18 protein-coding genes are annotated in these 15,993 nt (G+C 68.8%); 11 read left to right on the plus strand and 7 right to left on the minus strand.

What is annotated here, in order from left to right; translation table 11 throughout:
• Positions 1-58: 58 nt before the first annotated feature.
• Both MicroSTF_RS04665 and MicroSTF_RS04670 read left to right on the plus strand, forming a co-directional pair.
• On the plus strand, positions 59-862 hold the full coding sequence (locus tag MicroSTF_RS04665; protein ID WP_322953916.1) for an arginase family protein: 804 nt from the start codon (positions 59-61) through the stop codon (positions 860-862).
• On the plus strand, positions 859-1,302 hold the full coding sequence (locus MicroSTF_RS04670) for a Fe-S oxidoreductase (RefSeq protein ID WP_322953918.1): 444 nt from the start codon (positions 859-861) through the stop codon (positions 1,300-1,302). Before MicroSTF_RS04665 ends, MicroSTF_RS04670 begins: the two co-directional genes overlap by 4 nt.
• Positions 1,303-1,378: 76 nt before the next feature.
• Here MicroSTF_RS04670 and MicroSTF_RS04675 read toward each other — a convergent pair whose 3' ends face one another.
• Genes MicroSTF_RS04675 through MicroSTF_RS04685 form a run of 3 tightly spaced genes read right to left on the minus strand, consistent with a single transcriptional unit; the run spans position 1,379 to position 3,110 of the window.
• Positions 1,379-1,867 (minus strand): SIP domain-containing protein, encoded by a 489-nt coding sequence (locus MicroSTF_RS04675; protein WP_231479866.1) that lies wholly within the window; start codon positions 1,865-1,867, stop codon positions 1,379-1,381.
• A 35-nt stretch (positions 1,868-1,902) separates the two neighbouring features.
• Entirely contained in the window at positions 1,903-2,637 is a 735-nt protein-coding gene (locus tag MicroSTF_RS04680) for a tyrosine-protein phosphatase (protein WP_322953921.1), read from the minus strand.
• Complete coding sequence (locus MicroSTF_RS04685; protein WP_021198503.1) at positions 2,634-3,110, minus strand: carboxymuconolactone decarboxylase family protein; 477 nt, start codon at positions 3,108-3,110, stop codon at positions 2,634-2,636. Before MicroSTF_RS04685 ends, MicroSTF_RS04680 begins: the two co-directional genes overlap by 4 nt.
• Before the next feature lie 170 nt (positions 3,111-3,280).
• Here MicroSTF_RS04685 and MicroSTF_RS04690 point away from each other — a divergent pair, with 170 nt between their 5' ends.
• The 6 genes from MicroSTF_RS04690 (at position 3,281) to MicroSTF_RS04715 (ending at position 9,236) form a co-directional block, all read left to right on the plus strand.
• Positions 3,281-4,207, plus strand: a complete 927-nt coding sequence (locus MicroSTF_RS04690) for an alpha/beta fold hydrolase (protein ID WP_322956337.1) — start codon at positions 3,281-3,283, stop codon at positions 4,205-4,207.
• A gap of 92 nt (positions 4,208-4,299) precedes the next feature.
• The gene (locus MicroSTF_RS04695) at positions 4,300-5,820 is read left to right on the plus strand and encodes an ABC transporter substrate-binding protein (protein ID WP_029258474.1); all 1,521 of its coding nucleotides are present in this window, start codon (positions 4,300-4,302) and stop codon (positions 5,818-5,820) included.
• A gap of 17 nt (positions 5,821-5,837) precedes the next feature.
• Positions 5,838-6,788 carry an ABC transporter permease gene (locus MicroSTF_RS04700; protein WP_322953924.1) on the plus strand — a complete coding sequence of 317 codons (951 nt, stop codon included), beginning with the start codon at positions 5,838-5,840 and terminating at the stop codon, positions 6,786-6,788.
• The gene (locus MicroSTF_RS04705; RefSeq protein WP_029266365.1) at positions 6,785-7,654 is read left to right on the plus strand and encodes an ABC transporter permease; all 870 of its coding nucleotides are present in this window, start codon (positions 6,785-6,787) and stop codon (positions 7,652-7,654) included. The genes MicroSTF_RS04700 and MicroSTF_RS04705 overlap by 4 nt, the downstream gene beginning before the upstream one ends.
• Entirely contained in the window at positions 7,651-8,442 is a 792-nt protein-coding gene (locus MicroSTF_RS04710; RefSeq protein ID WP_029266363.1) for an ABC transporter ATP-binding protein, read from the plus strand. The genes MicroSTF_RS04705 and MicroSTF_RS04710 overlap by 4 nt, the downstream gene beginning before the upstream one ends.
• Positions 8,439-9,236 carry an ABC transporter ATP-binding protein gene (locus MicroSTF_RS04715; protein WP_031206731.1) on the plus strand — a complete coding sequence of 266 codons (798 nt, stop codon included), beginning with the start codon at positions 8,439-8,441 and terminating at the stop codon, positions 9,234-9,236. Before MicroSTF_RS04710 ends, MicroSTF_RS04715 begins: the two co-directional genes overlap by 4 nt.
• A gap of 30 nt (positions 9,237-9,266) precedes the next feature.
• On the opposite strand, the gene MicroSTF_RS04720 is transcribed toward MicroSTF_RS04715, so the two are convergent.
• The 3 genes from MicroSTF_RS04720 to MicroSTF_RS04730 are packed head-to-tail and all read right to left on the minus strand — an operon-like array spanning position 9,267 to position 11,387.
• Positions 9,267-9,884: a GNAT family N-acetyltransferase gene (locus tag MicroSTF_RS04720; RefSeq protein WP_322953929.1), complete on the minus strand. Its 618-nt coding sequence runs from the start codon at positions 9,882-9,884 to the stop codon at positions 9,267-9,269.
• A gap of 4 nt (positions 9,885-9,888) precedes the next feature.
• Complete coding sequence (locus MicroSTF_RS04725; protein WP_021198511.1) at positions 9,889-10,602, minus strand: uracil-DNA glycosylase; 714 nt, start codon at positions 10,600-10,602, stop codon at positions 9,889-9,891.
• A 2-nt stretch (positions 10,603-10,604) separates the two neighbouring features.
• Complete coding sequence (locus MicroSTF_RS04730) at positions 10,605-11,387, minus strand: SDR family oxidoreductase (protein ID WP_205810311.1); 783 nt, start codon at positions 11,385-11,387, stop codon at positions 10,605-10,607.
• 195 nt (positions 11,388-11,582) lie between these two features.
• On the opposite strand from MicroSTF_RS04730, the gene MicroSTF_RS04735 reads away from it, so the two are divergent.
• From MicroSTF_RS04735 to metX, 3 genes are all read left to right on the plus strand, one after another.
• Complete coding sequence (locus MicroSTF_RS04735; protein WP_021198513.1) at positions 11,583-12,905, plus strand: bifunctional o-acetylhomoserine/o-acetylserine sulfhydrylase; 1,323 nt, start codon at positions 11,583-11,585, stop codon at positions 12,903-12,905.
• A 124-nt stretch (positions 12,906-13,029) separates the two neighbouring features.
• Positions 13,030-13,974: an endonuclease/exonuclease/phosphatase family protein gene (locus MicroSTF_RS04740; protein ID WP_168440968.1), complete on the plus strand. Its 945-nt coding sequence runs from the start codon at positions 13,030-13,032 to the stop codon at positions 13,972-13,974.
• Between the two features lie 184 nt (positions 13,975-14,158).
• Positions 14,159-15,364 carry a homoserine O-acetyltransferase MetX gene (metX, locus tag MicroSTF_RS04745; protein ID WP_021201020.1) on the plus strand — a complete coding sequence of 402 codons (1,206 nt, stop codon included), beginning with the start codon at positions 14,159-14,161 and terminating at the stop codon, positions 15,362-15,364.
• Between the two features lie 10 nt (positions 15,365-15,374).
• Here the strand turns inward: metX and MicroSTF_RS04750 are convergent, their stop codons facing one another.
• The gene (locus MicroSTF_RS04750; RefSeq protein WP_322953939.1) at positions 15,375-15,986 is read right to left on the minus strand and encodes an NUDIX domain-containing protein; all 612 of its coding nucleotides are present in this window, start codon (positions 15,984-15,986) and stop codon (positions 15,375-15,377) included.
• Positions 15,987-15,993: the final 7 nt, after the last annotated feature.

Below are 15,993 nucleotides of genomic sequence, written 5' to 3' on the forward strand. Positions count from 1 at the left end.
CGGCGGATGCCCCGGGCAGCGCGCCGGGGCATCCGCCCTCTCTTCTTCGGAGGCACCCATGGTGCGATTCCTCGTCATCCCGCAGTGGCAGGGTTCACCCGCACCGCGCGCGATGCTCCTCACCGACGGTGCCGCAGCGATCGCGGGTGATCTGCCGAGGACGGCGACGACCGTGCTCGATGTGCCGGTCGAGGCCGGTGAGTCGTTGGGAACCGGGGTCCGCCGCCTGAGCGCCCTGCTACGCACCCGTGAGATGGTGCACGGGCACGTCGACGCCGACACCGTGGTGATCGGAGGGGACTGCAGCGTCACCGTCGCCGCCCTCGACGCCCTTCCCGGTGGCACCGAGGGTCTCGCGGTGGTGTGGTGCGATGCGCACGCCGACATGCACACGCCCGAGACCTCACCGTCCGGTGCATTCTCGGGCATGGCGCTGCGGGCGCTGCTCGGTGAGGGTGAGGAGCAGCTCGTGCTGTCCCCCGCGATCCCGGTGAGCCGTGTGGTGACCGTCGGCATGCGCAACCTCGATGAAGCGGAGGTCGAACAGATCACCCCGCTGACCAACCTCTCTGTCGACGACCTCGAAGACCCCGCGGCGCTGCTCGATGCCGTCCGCGCGACCGGGGCGTCACGCGTGTGGGTGCACATCGATGTCGACGTGCTCGATCCCTCGGACTTCTCCGGTGTGTCGTCCTCGGTGCCGTTCGGGCTCTCACCCGCGGCGCTGAGCACCGCCATCCGCGCGCTGCGCAGCGAAGTGCCGCTGGCAGGCGCGACGATCGCCGGGTTCGCTCCCCGGTCTCCGGCCGACGCGGTCGACGACCTCGGTGCGCTGCTGCGGCTGGTCGGAGCGGTGGCGTGACCGCCGCCACGGACTGGCGGCCGGCCGCAGAACAGGCTCTCGCTCACGGACGACGCCTCGACCGACGGATTCCCTCTTTCCTGCTGCGCTCTCCGATCAGCCGCCTCGGCTACGCCTGGGGCACGGCCATCGGGTGGATCTGGGGCTCGCTGTGGAGCACCGGCCCCGTCGAGCGGCGCGAAGGCTTGTGGGTCTTCCAGGGCATGCCCTCATGGACCTTCAATCGCGGCGGGGTGTGCGTCGGCGGCTGCTTCCTGACAGGTGGCACCCGCCCCAGCGAGGCGGTTCTCCGCCACGAAGCCGTGCACAAGGAGCAGTGGCTTCGCTACGGCTTCCTGATGCCGGTGCTGTACCTCTTTGCGGGGAGGAACCCCCTACGCAATCGCTTCGAGATCGAGGCGGGACTCGAAGACGGCAACTACGTGCGCCGCACGCGGTGACGTGCTGACGGCCTTCGCATGGGCGCGGGCCACTGGACGGCACGTCAACATGCCGTGAGCCGCCTGCGCGTGCGGATCAGCGGTCGGCGGGCAGCAGGCCGAAGCGCGCGGGAGCGTGGATGAGCGCCGGGGAGATCTCCAGCGCACTCATCAGGTGGTCGATGATGTCGGCCGTCCCGAGGTAGCTGCCGAGCAGAGTGACGTGGGTCTCGATCTCGTCGTCGCACATCATCTCGTCGGCCCACGCGCAGGTCGCTCTTGCCAGAGCCTGACCGGGTGCGCACGCCCGACCGCTTCCGGGAGCACCGGACCGCTGCTCACGAGCGAGCCACGTGACCGTCATTCGACCAGGAGCATCGATCACGCCGATGTCGGCGACCTCGGGCACCTCGATGAAGATACGACCCGACGCGCACAACGGCAGCGTGGTCAGGAACACCTCGAGCTCAGTGAGCGAGTGCTCGTCTGCCGTCACCAGGTGATGGGAACGCTGACGTGCCGCGCGACGTTCGGCGCGCGTGCCGCGAGTCTCGAGCGAGGTGTCCATGGTGTCTTCATCGTACACCAAGTGAAGGCTTGCCTAACCTTGCATCAGCTCGGTCATCGCCGGGAGCTTTCGGTGGAGGAAGCCGGTTCGACGAGCGCCGCCACCAAGGCGGCCAGTTCGGCCTCGGTCATCCCCTGCGCGCGCAGGTATGCGGCAGCAGACCCCCACCGTTCGTCGACCTGCTGCAGCAGACGACGCATCACGGGCGCCGGGGACTGGGTCGCGAGCGCCACCGCGTGCACGGCCTCCGGGTGCTGGGTCCGCAGGTACTCGGCGATCCACCGCGTGCGCTGAGCAGGAAGCTGCGACTCGGTGAGCGCATAGTCGGCGATCACGGCCTCGCGATCGGCTCCGACGGCGGCGAGAGCGAGGGCGACGGTGACGCCGGTCCGATCTTTGCCGACGGTGCAGTGCACCAGCGTGCACTCTCCCGCGGCGATGATGCGGATGGCGTCGACGAGTCGTTCGCCGCTCTCCTCGAGCAGATGCAGATACAGGTCTTCGAGACTCGTGTCGGCCTCGAAGAAGGATCGCACCGAACCCAGGAACAAGGGAAGGTGTGTGGTGTCCGGCCCCTCGATCTCCGTGGGTTCCGCAGCGACCTCTTCGCCGTCGCGCAGATCGACGATGTGCCGAACCTGTGCCCGCAGCGCGGCGGCGCCGGATGCGGTCGCACCCGAGAGCTGTCCCGATCGCAGCAGCAACCCGGAACGGATACGACCACCGTTCGCCGGCATACCCCCGACATCCCGGATGTTCGAGACACCCTCGACCTCGAGGATCGTCATGCCTGACCCTTCGGATCGCGAGCAGGAACGGGGTAGCGTCCCGCGATCACGATGCGGTTGAAGGCGTTGATCGACACGCAGGCCCAGCTGAGCGCCGCGTACTCCTTCTCGGTGAACACACTTCCCACCTGGTCGTAGACCTCGTCGGAGATCCCGTCCTCGGCGATGAACGTGAACGCTTCGGCGAGCTCGAGGGCGGCGCGTTCCCGCTCGCTGAACACACCGCTCTCGCGCCACGTGGGGATCTGCGTGAGAGTGTCGGTGTCGACCCCCGCCGCCACCGCTCGGTCGACATGGATCCGCGCGCAGTACGCGCAGCCGTTGAGCTGCGAGCAGTGGATCATGACGAGCTCCTTGAGGCGGTCGTCGATGCCGTTGGCCGCGCAGATCTGCCCCACGGTCTTCGAGAACGCGTCAAGCGCCTGGTACGCCGTCGGCTCGGTCTTTGACAGGTGCACACGCGTCTCGCTCATGACTCCATGATATTCGGCGAGCATTGCCCACGCTCCGACTGACGCGTCTGCAGGAAATGCATACTGACAACAGGATAGCGAAACATAGAGACATAATGAGCAACCGAACGCCGCAAATGCTTGTCGTAATGGTCCTGCATTTCCTGCGCGTCTGCGCGAGGGCGCAGAATGTGGAGGTGGCGATCGACATCAGCGAGTTCAGCTATCTTCCCGCACAAGCCGAAGCACTCGGCGTGCCGTTCCCGGCGGTGGAGCGTCTCACCCTTCCGCTGCCGGACGGACGCACCCTGAGCGCCCTTCGTTTCGGAACCGACGAGCCGCGCGTGACACTGCTGCACGGAGCGGGCCTGAACGCGCACACCTGGGACACCACATCGCTTGCGCTGCAGCAGCCGCTGCTCGCGATCGATCTCGCCGGGCACGGCGACTCCTCCTGGCGTGACGACATCGACTACACGCCGCGAACGCTCGCCCGCGACGTGGCCGCCGCGCTCGACGCCTGGGCCACGCAGCCCCAGGTCGTGGTCGGCCAGTCGCTCGGAGGACTCACCGGTGCCGCGCTCGCAGCCGCACGACCCGATCTGGTGTCCGAGCTCATCATCGTCGACATCACGCCAGGGATCGACGTGACAGCCGGACCCGCGGCGCTGCGCGAGTTCTACGCGGGCCCGACCGACTTCGCCACGCGGGACGAACTCGTCGACAAGGCGATCGCGCTCGGTTTCGGCGGATCTCGCCCCGAGACCGAACGCGGTGTCTTCCTGAACACGCGCGTACGCGAGGACGGACGCGTGGAGTGGAAGCACCACTTCGCGCACCTCGCCGCCCAGGCTCTCGCCGCTCACGACCCCGGATCGGTAACCGCCCCGTCGGTGCTGCACGAGACGGGCTGGGATGACCTGGCCGCAGTCAGCGCGCCGATCACCCTGGTGCGGGCCGCACGAGGATTCGTCAGCGAAGCCGATGCCGCCGAGCTCCAGCGACGCGTGCCTGCGGCGCAGCTGGTCGTCCTCGATGCGACCCATAACGTGCAGGAGACGGCACCGACCGCTCTCGCCGGTCTCATCGGCTCGGCAGCACCCGCCGCCGGAATATGACTCTCCGTTCCATACACGACCCGCACCCCGCCTCACATCTCTAGGCTCGATTCCACGGCACACAGCAGCTGCCGCACCGAGAGGAAACGCCCATGTTCCGACGCACCCGACGTCTCGCGCTGATATCCGCGCTCGCGGCCACCGCCGTGATCCTGAGCGCCTGCTCCGGCACCACCGAGCCCGAGCCCAGCAGCGCAGCGGGAACACCCGACCCGAGCGCCACCCTCCACGTCGGGCTCGTCCTCGAGCCGACCAATCTCGACATCCGCCACACCAGTGGTGCCGCGCTCGAGCAGATCCTGATCGACAACATCTACGAGGGTCTCGTCACCCGCACGCAGGACAATGAGATCGAGGGTCGCCTCGCCTCCGACTACACCGTCTCGTCCGACGGTCTCACGTACACGTTCACCCTGAACGACGGCGTCGTCTTCCACGACGGCACGCCGCTCACGTCCGCCGACGTCGTCTCCTCGTACGAGACCGTGCGCACGGATGCGACCGTCCAGGGCAACGCGGACTTCGCCTCGGTGACGGCGATCACTGCACCGGACCCGACGACGGTCGAGATCGTGCTGTCCGCACCGAACCAGAACTTCCTGTTCGCCCTCACGGGGCCCGCCGGTCTGGTGTTCAAGACCGGAGACACCACCGATCTGAAGACGGCCGAGAACGGTACCGGTCCCTTCACCCTGACGCGCTGGAACAAGGGCAGCACCATCACCTTCGCGCGCAACGACGCCTACTGGGGCGATCCGGCCGGCGTCGCTCAGGTCGAGTTCCAGTACATCCCCGACTTCACCGCGGGGGTGAACGCCGCGCTGGCCGGCGACGTGGACGTGCTCACGGCCGTGGATCCGAACCTCGCGCCGCAGCTCGAGGACTCGGGAGACTTCGCACTCACGACCGGGCGCACCACCGATAAGGCCACTCTCGCCTTCAACAACAAGAAGGCCCCGCTCGACGACGTCCGCGTGCGCGAAGCACTCCGGCTCGCCATCGACCACGAAGCTCTCATCGAGGCGGTCGGCGCCGGCACCGCGCTGTACGGGCCGATCCCCGAGCTCGACCCCGGCTACGAAGACCTGTCCGACGTGATCTCCTACGACCCCGAGAAGGCCAAGGACCTGCTCGCAGAGGCCGGCCAGAAGGACCTGGAGCTGACGCTCACGATCCCCTCCTTCTACGGCACGACCGTGCCGAAGGTCCTGATCTCGGACTTCAAGAAGATCGGCGTGACGCTCGAAGTCAACTCCGTCGAGTTCCCCACCTGGTTGGAGGACGTCTACACGAACCACGACTACGACCTCAGCTTTGTTCTGCACGTCGAGCCGCGGGACTTCGGCAACTTCGCCGACCCGGACTACTACTTCGGCTACGACAACGCCGAGGTGCAGGACCTGTACGCGAAGGCACTGGCCGAGGTCGACCCGGACAAGTCCGCTGACCTGCTCGCGCAGGCCGCACGCATCGTGTCGGAGGACCACGCCGCCGACTGGCTCTACAACGGCGAGACGATCACGGCGGTGAGCCCGATCGTGGCCGGCTTCCCCGAGGACTCGATCAACTCGCGCATCAACCTCGCGGGCGTCACCGTCTCCGCCGAGAAGTAGCGAGCGGTCACCCCTTCGTGATCCGCTATGCGCTCGTCCGAGGAGCCCTGCTCATCGCAGGGCTCCTCGTGTCGAGCGTGCTCATCTTCCTGACGCTCCGCGTCTTCCCCGGCGATGTCGCACAGCTCATCGCCGGCACCCAGGCCTCCCCCGCCGAGGTCGAGGCCCTGCGCGAATCCCTCGGACTGAACCGGCCTCTGCTCGCCCAGTACACCGACTGGATCGGCGGCATCGTCCGCGGCGACCTCGGCACGTCTCTGCTGTCGGGCGCCTCCGTCGGCGAAGAGCTCCTCCTCAAGGCCCAGGTCACCGTCCCGCTCGGCATCATGTCGCTCCTGATCGCCGTGCTCATCGCCGTGCCCTTCGGCATCCTGGCCGCGCTCCTGCGCAACCGACGCGGCGGCACCGCGCTCAGCGTCGGCGCTCAGGCGCTGGCCGCCGTCCCCGTGGTGTGGGCCGGCATGATGCTCATCGTCGTCTTCTCGGTCTGGCTGGGCTGGCTTCCACCGCAGGGGTTCCCCCGCACCGGCTGGTCGACGCCCGGAAGGGCGATCGAGTCGCTCCTGCTCCCCGCGCTGACGATCGGGATCGTGGAGGGGGCGATGCTGATGCGATTCGTACGCAGTGCGACGCTCCAAGCCGCAGGACAGGACTTCGTCCGCACCGCCGCGGCGAAGGGGCTCACTCGCACCCGAGCGCTCATCCAGCACGGCATCCCGGCCGTCGGTCTCTCGATCATCACGGTGCTCGGCCTCCAGGTCGCCGGCATCATCGTCGGATCGGTCGTGATCGAGCAGCTGTTCACCCTCCCGGGGATCGGACGCATGCTCGTCGCCGATGTCGGAACGCGAGACCTCATCAAGGTGCAGAGCGAGCTGCTCGTGCTCACCGGATTCGTGCTGGTCGTGGGCTTCCTGGTCGACCTCGTGCACCGCGCGATCGACCCTCGACAGCGGGAGGCCGCATGACCCCGCGCTGGCTGGGCCGACTGTGGGACACCTCGACGGGGCGCTTCGGTGCCATCGTCGTCGTCGTGATCGCCCTCACCGCGCTCGTCGCCCTCTTCTGGACACCTTTCGATCCGCAGGCATCGGACATCGGCGATCGCTGGCTGCCGCCGAGCTGGCCGCATCTGCTGGGCACCGACGACACGGGTCGCGACATCCTGAGCCTGCTGATGGCGGGTGCCCGCACGACCGTCTTCGTGAGCATCGGAGCAGGGCTCGTCGCCACCGTGGTCGGTATCGCACTCGCAGCCCTCGGAGCCCTGACCGCACGCTGGCTGCGTGAGACCGTGGCGGTACTCGTCGACATCCTGATCGCATTCCCCGTGCTGCTGATCGCCATGATGATCTCCTCGGTCTGGGGCGGATCCCTCTGGGTGGTGATCTGGGCGGTGGGAATCGGCTTCGGCGTCAACATCGCGCGCGTCACCCGCCCCGAGTTGCGCCGTGTGCAGCAGAGCGACTTCGTCCTGGCTGCGCGAGCCGCGGGGGTCACGCCTGCTCAGAGCCTCGTGCGACACCTGCTGCCGAACGTCGCCCCCGTCTTCATCGTGCAGCTGTCGTGGTCGATGGCGGTCGCAGTCCTCGCCGAAGCCGGTCTCTCGTATCTGGGTTTCGGCGCCTCGGTGGTCGAACCGAGCTGGGGCCTGCTGCTCGCCGACCTCCAACGGTATATCGGGGTGCATCCGCTGTCCGTGCTCTGGCCGGGGCTCACGATCACGATCACCGTCCTCGCGCTGAACCTGCTGGGCGACGGTCTGCGCGAGGCGACCGATCCGACGCTGCGGCATCGCGCCGCCGAGATCCACACCCCGGGGGTGGTCGCATGAGCCTCTCCGTGAAGGACCTCGTGGTCGAGATCGATGGGCGACACGTCGTCGACGGCATCTCCTTCGAGGTGCCCGACGGCGCGCGACTCGGACTCATCGGCGAGTCCGGGTCCGGCAAGTCCCTCACCGCGCTCGCTGTGCTGGGACTGCTCCCGGACGGCGCGACCACGAGCGGGAGCATCCGCTGGAACGGCACCGAGCTGGTGGGGATGCCGGATCGCGAGCTGGCCCGCCTTCGCGGCGACGACATCGGCATCGTGTTCCAGGAGCCGCGCACGGCACTGAATCCGATCAGGACCGTCGGGCGGCAGATCGCGGAATCGATCCGCATCCACGAGGGACTCGGACGCCGCGAGGCCCGGGAGAGGGCGATCGCGGAAGCGGCACGAGTGCGGCTTCCCGACCCCGCGTCGATCGTGGACCGGTACCCGCACCAACTCTCCGGCGGTCAGCGCCAGCGTGTCGCCATCGCGATGGCACTCGCGTGTCGTCCGAGACTGCTCATCGCCGATGAGCCGACGACCGCGCTCGACGTCACGATCCAGGCCGAGATCCTCTCCCTGCTGCTCGCGCTCGTCGCGGACGAGGGCATGTCCCTCGTGTTCATCACCCACGACCTCGCCGTGCTCGCACAGGTCGCGACCGAGGGAGTCGTGCTCGAACACGGGCACGTCGTCGAAGCCGCCCCGGTCTCGACCCTTCTCTCCGCACCGTCCTCGCCCATCACCCAGGGGCTGCTGCGGGATGCAACGGCGACCCTGTGGCGTCCGGACGGGGGTGCCGCGTGAGTCTGATCGAAGCCCGAGGGCTCAGTCGCGACTTCTTCGTCCCGAAACGCTCCGCATTCGAGCGCACCCGCACGCAGACCGCCCTGGCTCCCACCGACCTCGACATCGTCGAAGGATCGTCCGTCGGCATCATCGGCGAATCCGGATCGGGCAAGTCCACGCTGGTCAGGCTGCTGCTGGGACTGGACCGACCGACGTCCGGCACGATCGCCGTCGGCGGCCGCCCGGTCGACGCCACCGCATCGGCGAGGTCCCTGCATTGGCTGCGCCGCGAGACAGGGCTGGTGTTCCAGGACCCGTACGCGTCGCTCGACCCCCGGATGACGGCCGGTCAGATCGTGCGAGAACCGCTCTGGGCCCTCGGCATCGAGGGGGATCACCGTGCGCGTGTGCGGGAGGTGCTCGCCCGGGTCGGGCTCGAACCCGAGATGGGTGACCGCTATCCGCATGAGTTCTCGGGCGGGCAGCGGCAGCGGATCGCCCTCGCGCGAGCGATCGTGCATGGCCCGCGGATCCTGGTCGGCGACGAGCCGCTGTCGGCGTTGGACGTGACCGTTCGTGCCCAGATCCTCGAGCTGCTGATCGAACTGCGACACACGACCGCCCTCACGCTGGTGCTCGTGTCGCACGACATCGGAGTGGTGCAGAACCTGTGCGACACGGTCGTCGTGATGAAGGACGGCCATATCGTCGAGCGGGGCGCTACTCGCGACGTGCTCCTGCATCCGACACAGGACTACACGAAGAGGCTGCTCTCGGCCATCCCCGTCATCCCCGCCGGCCCCGGGCATTGAGAGATCGATCGCGAGACCGGACGAGCGTCCTCAGCGCCGCGAGCCGAAGAGCCCTCCCCGCCGCCGCCCTGTCGGCTTGAGCACGCGGCGCATGTACACGGTGCCGAGGTCTCGGCCGAACTTGTACCCGACGCGTCCCATCCGTCCCGCTTCGACGAAGCCGAGCTTCTCGTGCAGTCGAATCGACGCCTCCGCACCGTGGTCGCTGATGACCGCGACCATCTCTCGGAGGCCGATCTGCTCGCAGGCATCGATGAGGGCCTGCAGCAACGCCGCCCCCAGGCCTTTGCCTCCCGCACCGGGACCGAGGTAGATCGAATCCTCGACGGTGTACTTGTAGGCGTTCTTGCCTGCCCATGGCTGCGCGAGGGCGTAGCCCATCACCTCGCCGCCCGGGGACACCGCGACGAGAAACGGAAGCTCGAGCCGGGCGAGCAGAGCGTACTTGTCGCGCCAGTAGGGAATGCTGCTGCGTCGCTCGTCGAGTGTCACGGCCGAATTGCTCACGAAGTGGTTGTAGATCTCGCGCACATGGGGCAGGTCGGCAGGCCGCGCGGCGCGGATCATGTACGAGAAGATCTCGGGCGCGGGCGCAGGCCGCAGGTGGCGCGGCAGGACACGACGACGGTCCCCCGGCTCGAACTGCATGCGCTCAGCTTAGAGAGGGAGAGGCTTCGCCTTCCACCCTCCAGTCCACGGGCTCGGCACCCCGTTCCTCGAGGAGGGCGTTCGCCCGCGAGAACGGACGTGATCCGAAGAAGCCGCGGCGGGCCGAGAGCGGGGATGGATGAGCCGAGGAGATGACCGGCGTCTCCCCGAGGAGGGGCCGCAGGTTGGCTGCGTCCTTCCCCCACAGGATCGCGACGAGCGGCTGATCGCGCGCGACGAGCGCACGGATCGCGAGCTCCGTGACCTTCTCCCACCCCCACCCTCTGTGAGAGGCCGCCTCACCGGGACGCACGGTGAGCACACGGTTGAGCAGGAGGACGCCCTGATCGCTCCACGCCGTCAGATCACCGTGCGGTGCGGGAGGGATGCCCAGGTCGGTCTCGCGCTCCTTGTAGATGTTCGAGAGACTGCGCGGCAGCGGGCGCACATCGCGATCGACGGCGAACGAGAGTCCGATGGGATGTCCGGGCGTGGGGTAGGGATCCTGCCCGGTGATGAGGACGCGGACGTCGGACAGCGGCCGCTGGAAGGCCCTGAGCACGTTCGCGCCCGCCGGCAGGTATCCCCGCCCTGCCTCCTGCTCGTCGCGGAGCCGCTCCCCCAGGGAGGTGATCGTGTCCTGGACGGGGGCCAGCGCCTCCGCCCATCCGGCGTCGATCAGCCCGCCCTCGGCGAGCTCTGCGAGAGTCTGGGCCATCGTCAGTCGATGGAGCGCACCCGCAGCGGGCCGCGGGCGAGCAGGTGCTGCGCGGACTGCGCTACCGGCCGCATCGTGATCAGGTCGAGGTTCACGCGTCCGGGCGACTCCAGCGCATACGCGATCACGTCGGCGACGTCGTCGGCGACGAGCGGGGCGTCGACACCCGCGTACACGGCCTCGGCAGCGACCGAGTCTCCGCCCAGGCGATTGAGCGTGAACTCCTCGGTGTGCACCATTCCCGGCGCCACCTCGACCACACGGATCGGCTCGCCGTTGAGTTCCTGACGGAGCACCTTCACCAGCATCGACTCCGCGGCCTTCGCGGCGTTGTAGCCTGCACCGCCGGCGTACGCGGTCTGCGCAGCCGTGGAGGTGACGAAGATCGCATCCGCGTGACCGTCCGCTGCCGCGGCTCGGCGCAGGAGCGGGAGCAGACCCGCGACGAGACGTTGGCTCGCCAGCACGTTCGCGTCGAACATCCACTGCCAGTCCTCGACCGATGCGTCCTCGATGCGGTCGGTGCCGCGAGCACCGCCGGCGACCTGGACGAGAGCGTGCACGGGGCCCGACCGCTCGAGTTCGCCCACGAGCGCGTCGACGGCGGAGGCATCGGTGAGGTCGCAGGCGATGGCCGAGGCTCCGGTCTCCGCGGCGAGCGCCGACAGTCGGTCCTCGCGTCGCGCGACCCCCACGACGTCCCATCCCCGGGCACGGAGGGCACGCACCGTCGCCGCGCCGATGCCCGAACTCGCACCTGTCACCACTGCTCGTCTGTTCACCATGCCTCCACCGTACGGCGTTCTCCCCGGAATGCGGACTCCCCCCTGGGGTTGTCGTCGATCGATCCGCCGCAGGATTCCGGGCCTCCGCTCTGTTACGTCACATTTCCCGTCTGTTGTTGACAGACAGCGATATTCCGTACTGTCGCTGCAACGGCATCCGCCACACGACCTTCCGACCACTCCTGGGGGAATCACATGTCCGCACCCGAGTCCTGGCGTTTCGAGACCAAGCAGATCCACTCGGGCGCTGCCCCCGACCCGGTCACCAAGGCACGTGCCACGCCGATCTACCAGACCACCTCGTACGTGTTCGACAGTGCGGACCATGCGGCTAACCTGTTCGCCCTCGCGGAGTTCGGCAACATCTACACCCGCATCCAGAACCCGACGCAGGACGTGCTCGAGCAGCGTCTCGCCGCGCTCGAAGGCGGCACCGGTGCTCTCGTGCTCGCCAGCGGCCAGGCAGCGTCGACCTTCGCGGTCCTGAACATCGCGCAGGCCGGCGACCATTTCGTCGCGTCGAGCTCCATCTACGGCGGCACCTACAACCTCTTCAAGTACACGCTCGCGAAGCTCGGCATCGAGGTCACGTTCGTCGAGAACCAAGACGACCCCGAGGAGTGGCGTCGAGCGGTCCGCCCGAACACGAAGCTGTTCTTCGCGGAGACGATCGGAAACCCGCAGATCAACATCCTCGACATCCGCACCGTCGCCGATGTGGCCCACGAGAACGGCGTCCCGCTGATCGTCGACAACACGATCGCCACCCCGTACCTGATCCGTCCGTTCGAGTTCGGCGCCGACATCGTCGTGCACTCGGTCACGAAGTTCCTCGGCGGCCACGGCACCACGATCGGCGGCGTCATCATCGACGGCGGAAAGTTCGAGTGGTCGAAGAACGTCGACAAGTTCCCCGGCCTCACGGTGCCGGACCCCTCGTACCACGGCGCCAGCTACACCGCCGCCGTCGGCGACCCGCTCGCGTACATCATCAAGGCCCGCGTGCAGCTCCTGCGCGACCTCGGATCCGCCATCGCCCCGCAGAGCGCCTGGAACCTCATCCAGGGCGTCGAGACCCTGTCCCTGCGCATCGAGCGCCACGTGCAGAACGCCCAGGAGATCGCCGAGTGGCTCGACGGCCGCGACGATGTCGCGACGGTCAACTACTCTGGTCTGCCCTCTTCACCCTGGTACGCCAAGGCGAACGAGTACGCGCCCAAGGGCGTCGGCGCCGTGCTGTCGTTCGAGCTGAAGGGCGGCGTCGAAGCCGGACGCGAGTTCGTGAACAGCCTGTCGCTGTTCAGCCACCTCGCCAACATCGGCGACGTGCGCTCGCTCGTCATCCACCCTGCATCGACCACGCATGCGCAGCTGACGCCGGAGCAGCAGCTCACCGCCGGAGTCACGCCGGGCCTGGTCCGACTCTCCGTCGGCATCGAGAACGTCGATGATCTCAAGGCCGACCTCGAGCAGGCTCTCGCCGCGGCCCGCGCCGTGTCGGAGGCCGCGCGCGCCTGACCCGCACACCCCACGAGATGCCCCGGAGCCCGAGCTCCGGGGCATCTTCGCGTGCAGGCGACGTCTTCACCCGGCCGACCCACAGGCGACGGCCTCGACAATGGAAGACCGCCGTGAGGAGAGCATGATCGACGTCGAACACCGACCGCCGCGCGTCCGACGCGTGACGACGACCCGCGCGCGATGGCTCGCCGCCGCCGGCGTCGCCGTGCTGCTCGTCATCGCCGGCGGCTGGATCCCCGGAATCGTCGGCACAGCGGTCGCTGCCGCCCTCCCCTGGCTCGGTCTCGTGCTTCTCGCACTGCTGATCGCCGCGCTGTTCCTCGCCCGCCGAGTGGTCGTCGTGATCCTGGTTCCCGCACTCCTGTGGATCCTCGCGATGGCACCGGCTCTTCCCGCCCTCCCCGGTCCGCCGGGGTCGGAGTCGGCCTCCGCTTCCGGGCTGACGGTCGTGAGCCAGAACGTGAGGGCGCGATCCGGCGGGGCCGCCGCATCCGCGACCGAGCTCGCGCAGAGCGGCGCCGATGTGATCGCCCTCGTGGAGCTCGATGGAGACAGCCTCTCCGCGGCGCAGAACGCCCTCGCCGGGCAGTACCCGCATTCGTACACGGTCGGAACCGTCGGTGTGTGGAGCAGATATCCCCTCGCGAACGCCGAGCCCCTGACGCTGGGACTCAGCTGGAAGCGTGCGCTCCGTGTCGAGGTGCAGGTGCCGTCCACGCCGGTCGCCGTCTACGTGATGCACGCCGCGTCGGTGCGGCCGGGGCACCAGCAGGACCGCGACACGATGCTGAGCGGACTCGCGGACCAGGTCGGCTCCGACCCTGCGGACTCCCTCATCGCCGTCGGCGACTTCAACGCACCGTCGACCGATCCGAGCCTGACGGCCTTGCGCGCGGAAGCCGATTGGGTGCGTCCGACGGATGGGAGCCTCGGGCTCACCTGGCCCGTCGCCTTCCCCCTCGTACGCATCGACCAGGTCTTCGTCCGCGGCCTCGATGTCGTCACGTCGGGCACGATACGGGCGGGGAACAGCGATCATCTCGCCACCCTGACCCGAGTGCGCTGATACACCTGCCGACGACCGACGACCGCGACCGACGACCGACGACCGCGACCGACGACCGACGACCGACGACCGACGACCGACGCGACGATGCCGACGGGCCGCCTCGATCGTCGCGGTCGGGAGGGTCGGGACATCGGAGCGTAACCTGCCACCGACGAGTCGCGGACCAGGCGAGAATGGGAGCATGGACTGGCAGACGACCTCCGAGGACACGGTGCCCTCGGCGCCCGTGACGGAGGCCGACGTCAGGCTGCTCCGTGCCCGCCCGCCGGCGACCGGAGCATGGCGTGACGGAGACCCGGTGGGCGGTCGCCGGTTCGCCGCCTTCGGCGCCTTCTCGACGGAGAGCGGCGCCGAGCTCCCCGGCATCCGCATCGCCTACGAGTCCTGGGGCGAGCTGAACACGGCACGGGACAACGCCGTGCTCGTGCTGCACGCGCTCACCGGGGACAGCCATGTGCGCGGCGCAGCGGGATCCGGGCACCCCACCGCGGGCTGGTGGGAGGACATCACGGGTCCGGGAGCTCCGCTCGACACGGACCGCTGGTTCGTGATCGCCCCGAACATGCTGGGCGGCTGCCAGGGCTCGACGGGCCCCGCGAGCGTCGCCCCCGACGGCTACGAGTGGGCCTCCCGTTTCCCGTACCTCACGATCCGTGACCAGGTCGCCGCCCAGGTCCGCCTGGCGGATGCGCTCGGCATCGAGAGCTGGGCCGCTGTCATCGGCGGTTCCATGGGCGGGATGCATGCGCTGGAGTGGGCGGCCACACATCCCGAGCGCGTGCAGCGCCTCGCCGTGCTCTCATCTCCCCCGGTGACCACCGCCGACCAGATCGCGCTCAACACCGTGCAGTTGGAGACCATCCGGATGGATCCGCGGTTCCAGGGCGGCGAGTACTACGACCTCGGTGACGGCGACGGCCCGCACCGCGGCCTCGCCCTGGCGCGCCGTATGGCCCTGCTGAACTACCGCAGCCCGATCGAGCTCAACCAGCGTTTCCAGCGTTCGTGGCAGTCCGACGTGTCGCCGCTCGGGCACGGCGGTCGCTTCGCCGTGGAGTCGTATCTCGACTTCCACGGCAACAAGTTCACACGCCGCTTCGACGCGAACAGCTACGTCACGCTCGTCGAGGCCATGAACTCGCACGACGTCGGCCGTGGACGAGGGGGCGTCGAAGAGGCGCTGCGCGGCGTCACCGCCACCACGCTGGTTCTCGGCATCGACAGCGATCGCCTCTTCCCCGTCGACGGACAGCAGCGCATCGCCCGCAGCATCCCGAATGTCATCGACGACGAAGCCGTGGTGATCACGAGCGACTTCGGGCACGACGGCTTCCTGATCGAGACCGAGGCGGTGGGCTCGAACCTGCGGCATCTGCTCGACAGCTGACCCCGGCCGCTCAGGTCGCGACGAACCGCCAGGGCAGCGCGCCCGCCTCGAGGTGTCCCTGCTCCCAGGCGAAGGCACGCCCGGCTTCGGACTCGAGCACCCGGGTCTGGAACAGCTGCGCCGCACCGCCCGACGACAGGGCCGATTCCACGTCGCTGAACGCCGCAAGCTGGTGGAGCGTGATCCACGTCGGCGGATACAGCGTCCACTCCCCCGCCGCGTGCCTCGCGAGCGCCTCCGCCGCCGGCACCCAGGCGATCTCCGCGACCTCGTCGGCAGCGGGCGAAGGCTCTCCGTCCGGCGCCTCGGCGAGGAAGAACCAGGTGCGGATACGCGTGGGGGCCTCCACCGGCGGCTGCCACTCGGAGAGCACCACGAGGTCGTCGACAGCGAGGCCCACCTCCTCGCGCGTCTCCCTGATCGCGGCACGGCGCGCGTTCTCGGACTCGTCGTCGCCGTCGTGGACGTCGCCCGGTTCGACCTTGCCCCCGGGGAAGACCCATGCACCCGCGAACGACCCGCGATCGGGTCGACGCATCAGCAGCACCTCGAAGGCGGGGTCCGACGCGCGCAGCAGCACAGCAGTGCCGGCGACGGGCAGGGACAGCTCGGGGGCACTCACCCCGTCA

Origin of the sequence: Microbacterium sp. STF-2 (assembly GCF_034650155.1) — a bacterium.
Lineage (GTDB): Bacteria > Actinomycetota > Actinomycetes > Actinomycetales > Microbacteriaceae > Microbacterium > Microbacterium maritypicum_A.

Bases quoted from the DNA above. Each gene is read 5' to 3' on its own strand.
- MicroSTF_RS04665 (WP_322953916.1), top strand. From the start codon at position 59: ATGGTGCGATTCCTCGTCATCCCGCAGTGGCAGGGTTCACCCGCACCG.
- MicroSTF_RS04680 (WP_322953921.1), bottom strand. From the start codon at position 2,637: ATGACGATCCTCGAGGTCGAGGGTGTCTCGAACATCCGGGATGTCGGG.
- MicroSTF_RS04685 (WP_021198503.1), bottom strand. From the start codon at position 3,110: ATGAGCGAGACGCGTGTGCACCTGTCAAAGACCGAGCCGACGGCGTAC.
- MicroSTF_RS04695 (WP_029258474.1), top strand. From the start codon at position 4,300: ATGTTCCGACGCACCCGACGTCTCGCGCTGATATCCGCGCTCGCGGCC.
- MicroSTF_RS04705 (WP_029266365.1), top strand. From the start codon at position 6,785: ATGACCCCGCGCTGGCTGGGCCGACTGTGGGACACCTCGACGGGGCGC.
- MicroSTF_RS04710 (WP_029266363.1), top strand. From the start codon at position 7,651: ATGAGCCTCTCCGTGAAGGACCTCGTGGTCGAGATCGATGGGCGACAC.
- MicroSTF_RS04720 (WP_322953929.1), bottom strand. From the start codon at position 9,884: ATGCAGTTCGAGCCGGGGGACCGTCGTCGTGTCCTGCCGCGCCACCTG.
- MicroSTF_RS04725 (WP_021198511.1), bottom strand. From the start codon at position 10,602: ATGGCCCAGACTCTCGCAGAGCTCGCCGAGGGCGGGCTGATCGACGCC.
- MicroSTF_RS04730 (WP_205810311.1), bottom strand. From the start codon at position 11,387: ATGGTGAACAGACGAGCAGTGGTGACAGGTGCGAGTTCGGGCATCGGC.
- MicroSTF_RS04735 (WP_021198513.1), top strand. From the start codon at position 11,583: ATGTCCGCACCCGAGTCCTGGCGTTTCGAGACCAAGCAGATCCACTCG.
- MicroSTF_RS04740 (WP_168440968.1), top strand. From the start codon at position 13,030: ATGATCGACGTCGAACACCGACCGCCGCGCGTCCGACGCGTGACGACG.
- metX (WP_021201020.1), top strand. From the start codon at position 14,159: ATGGACTGGCAGACGACCTCCGAGGACACGGTGCCCTCGGCGCCCGTG.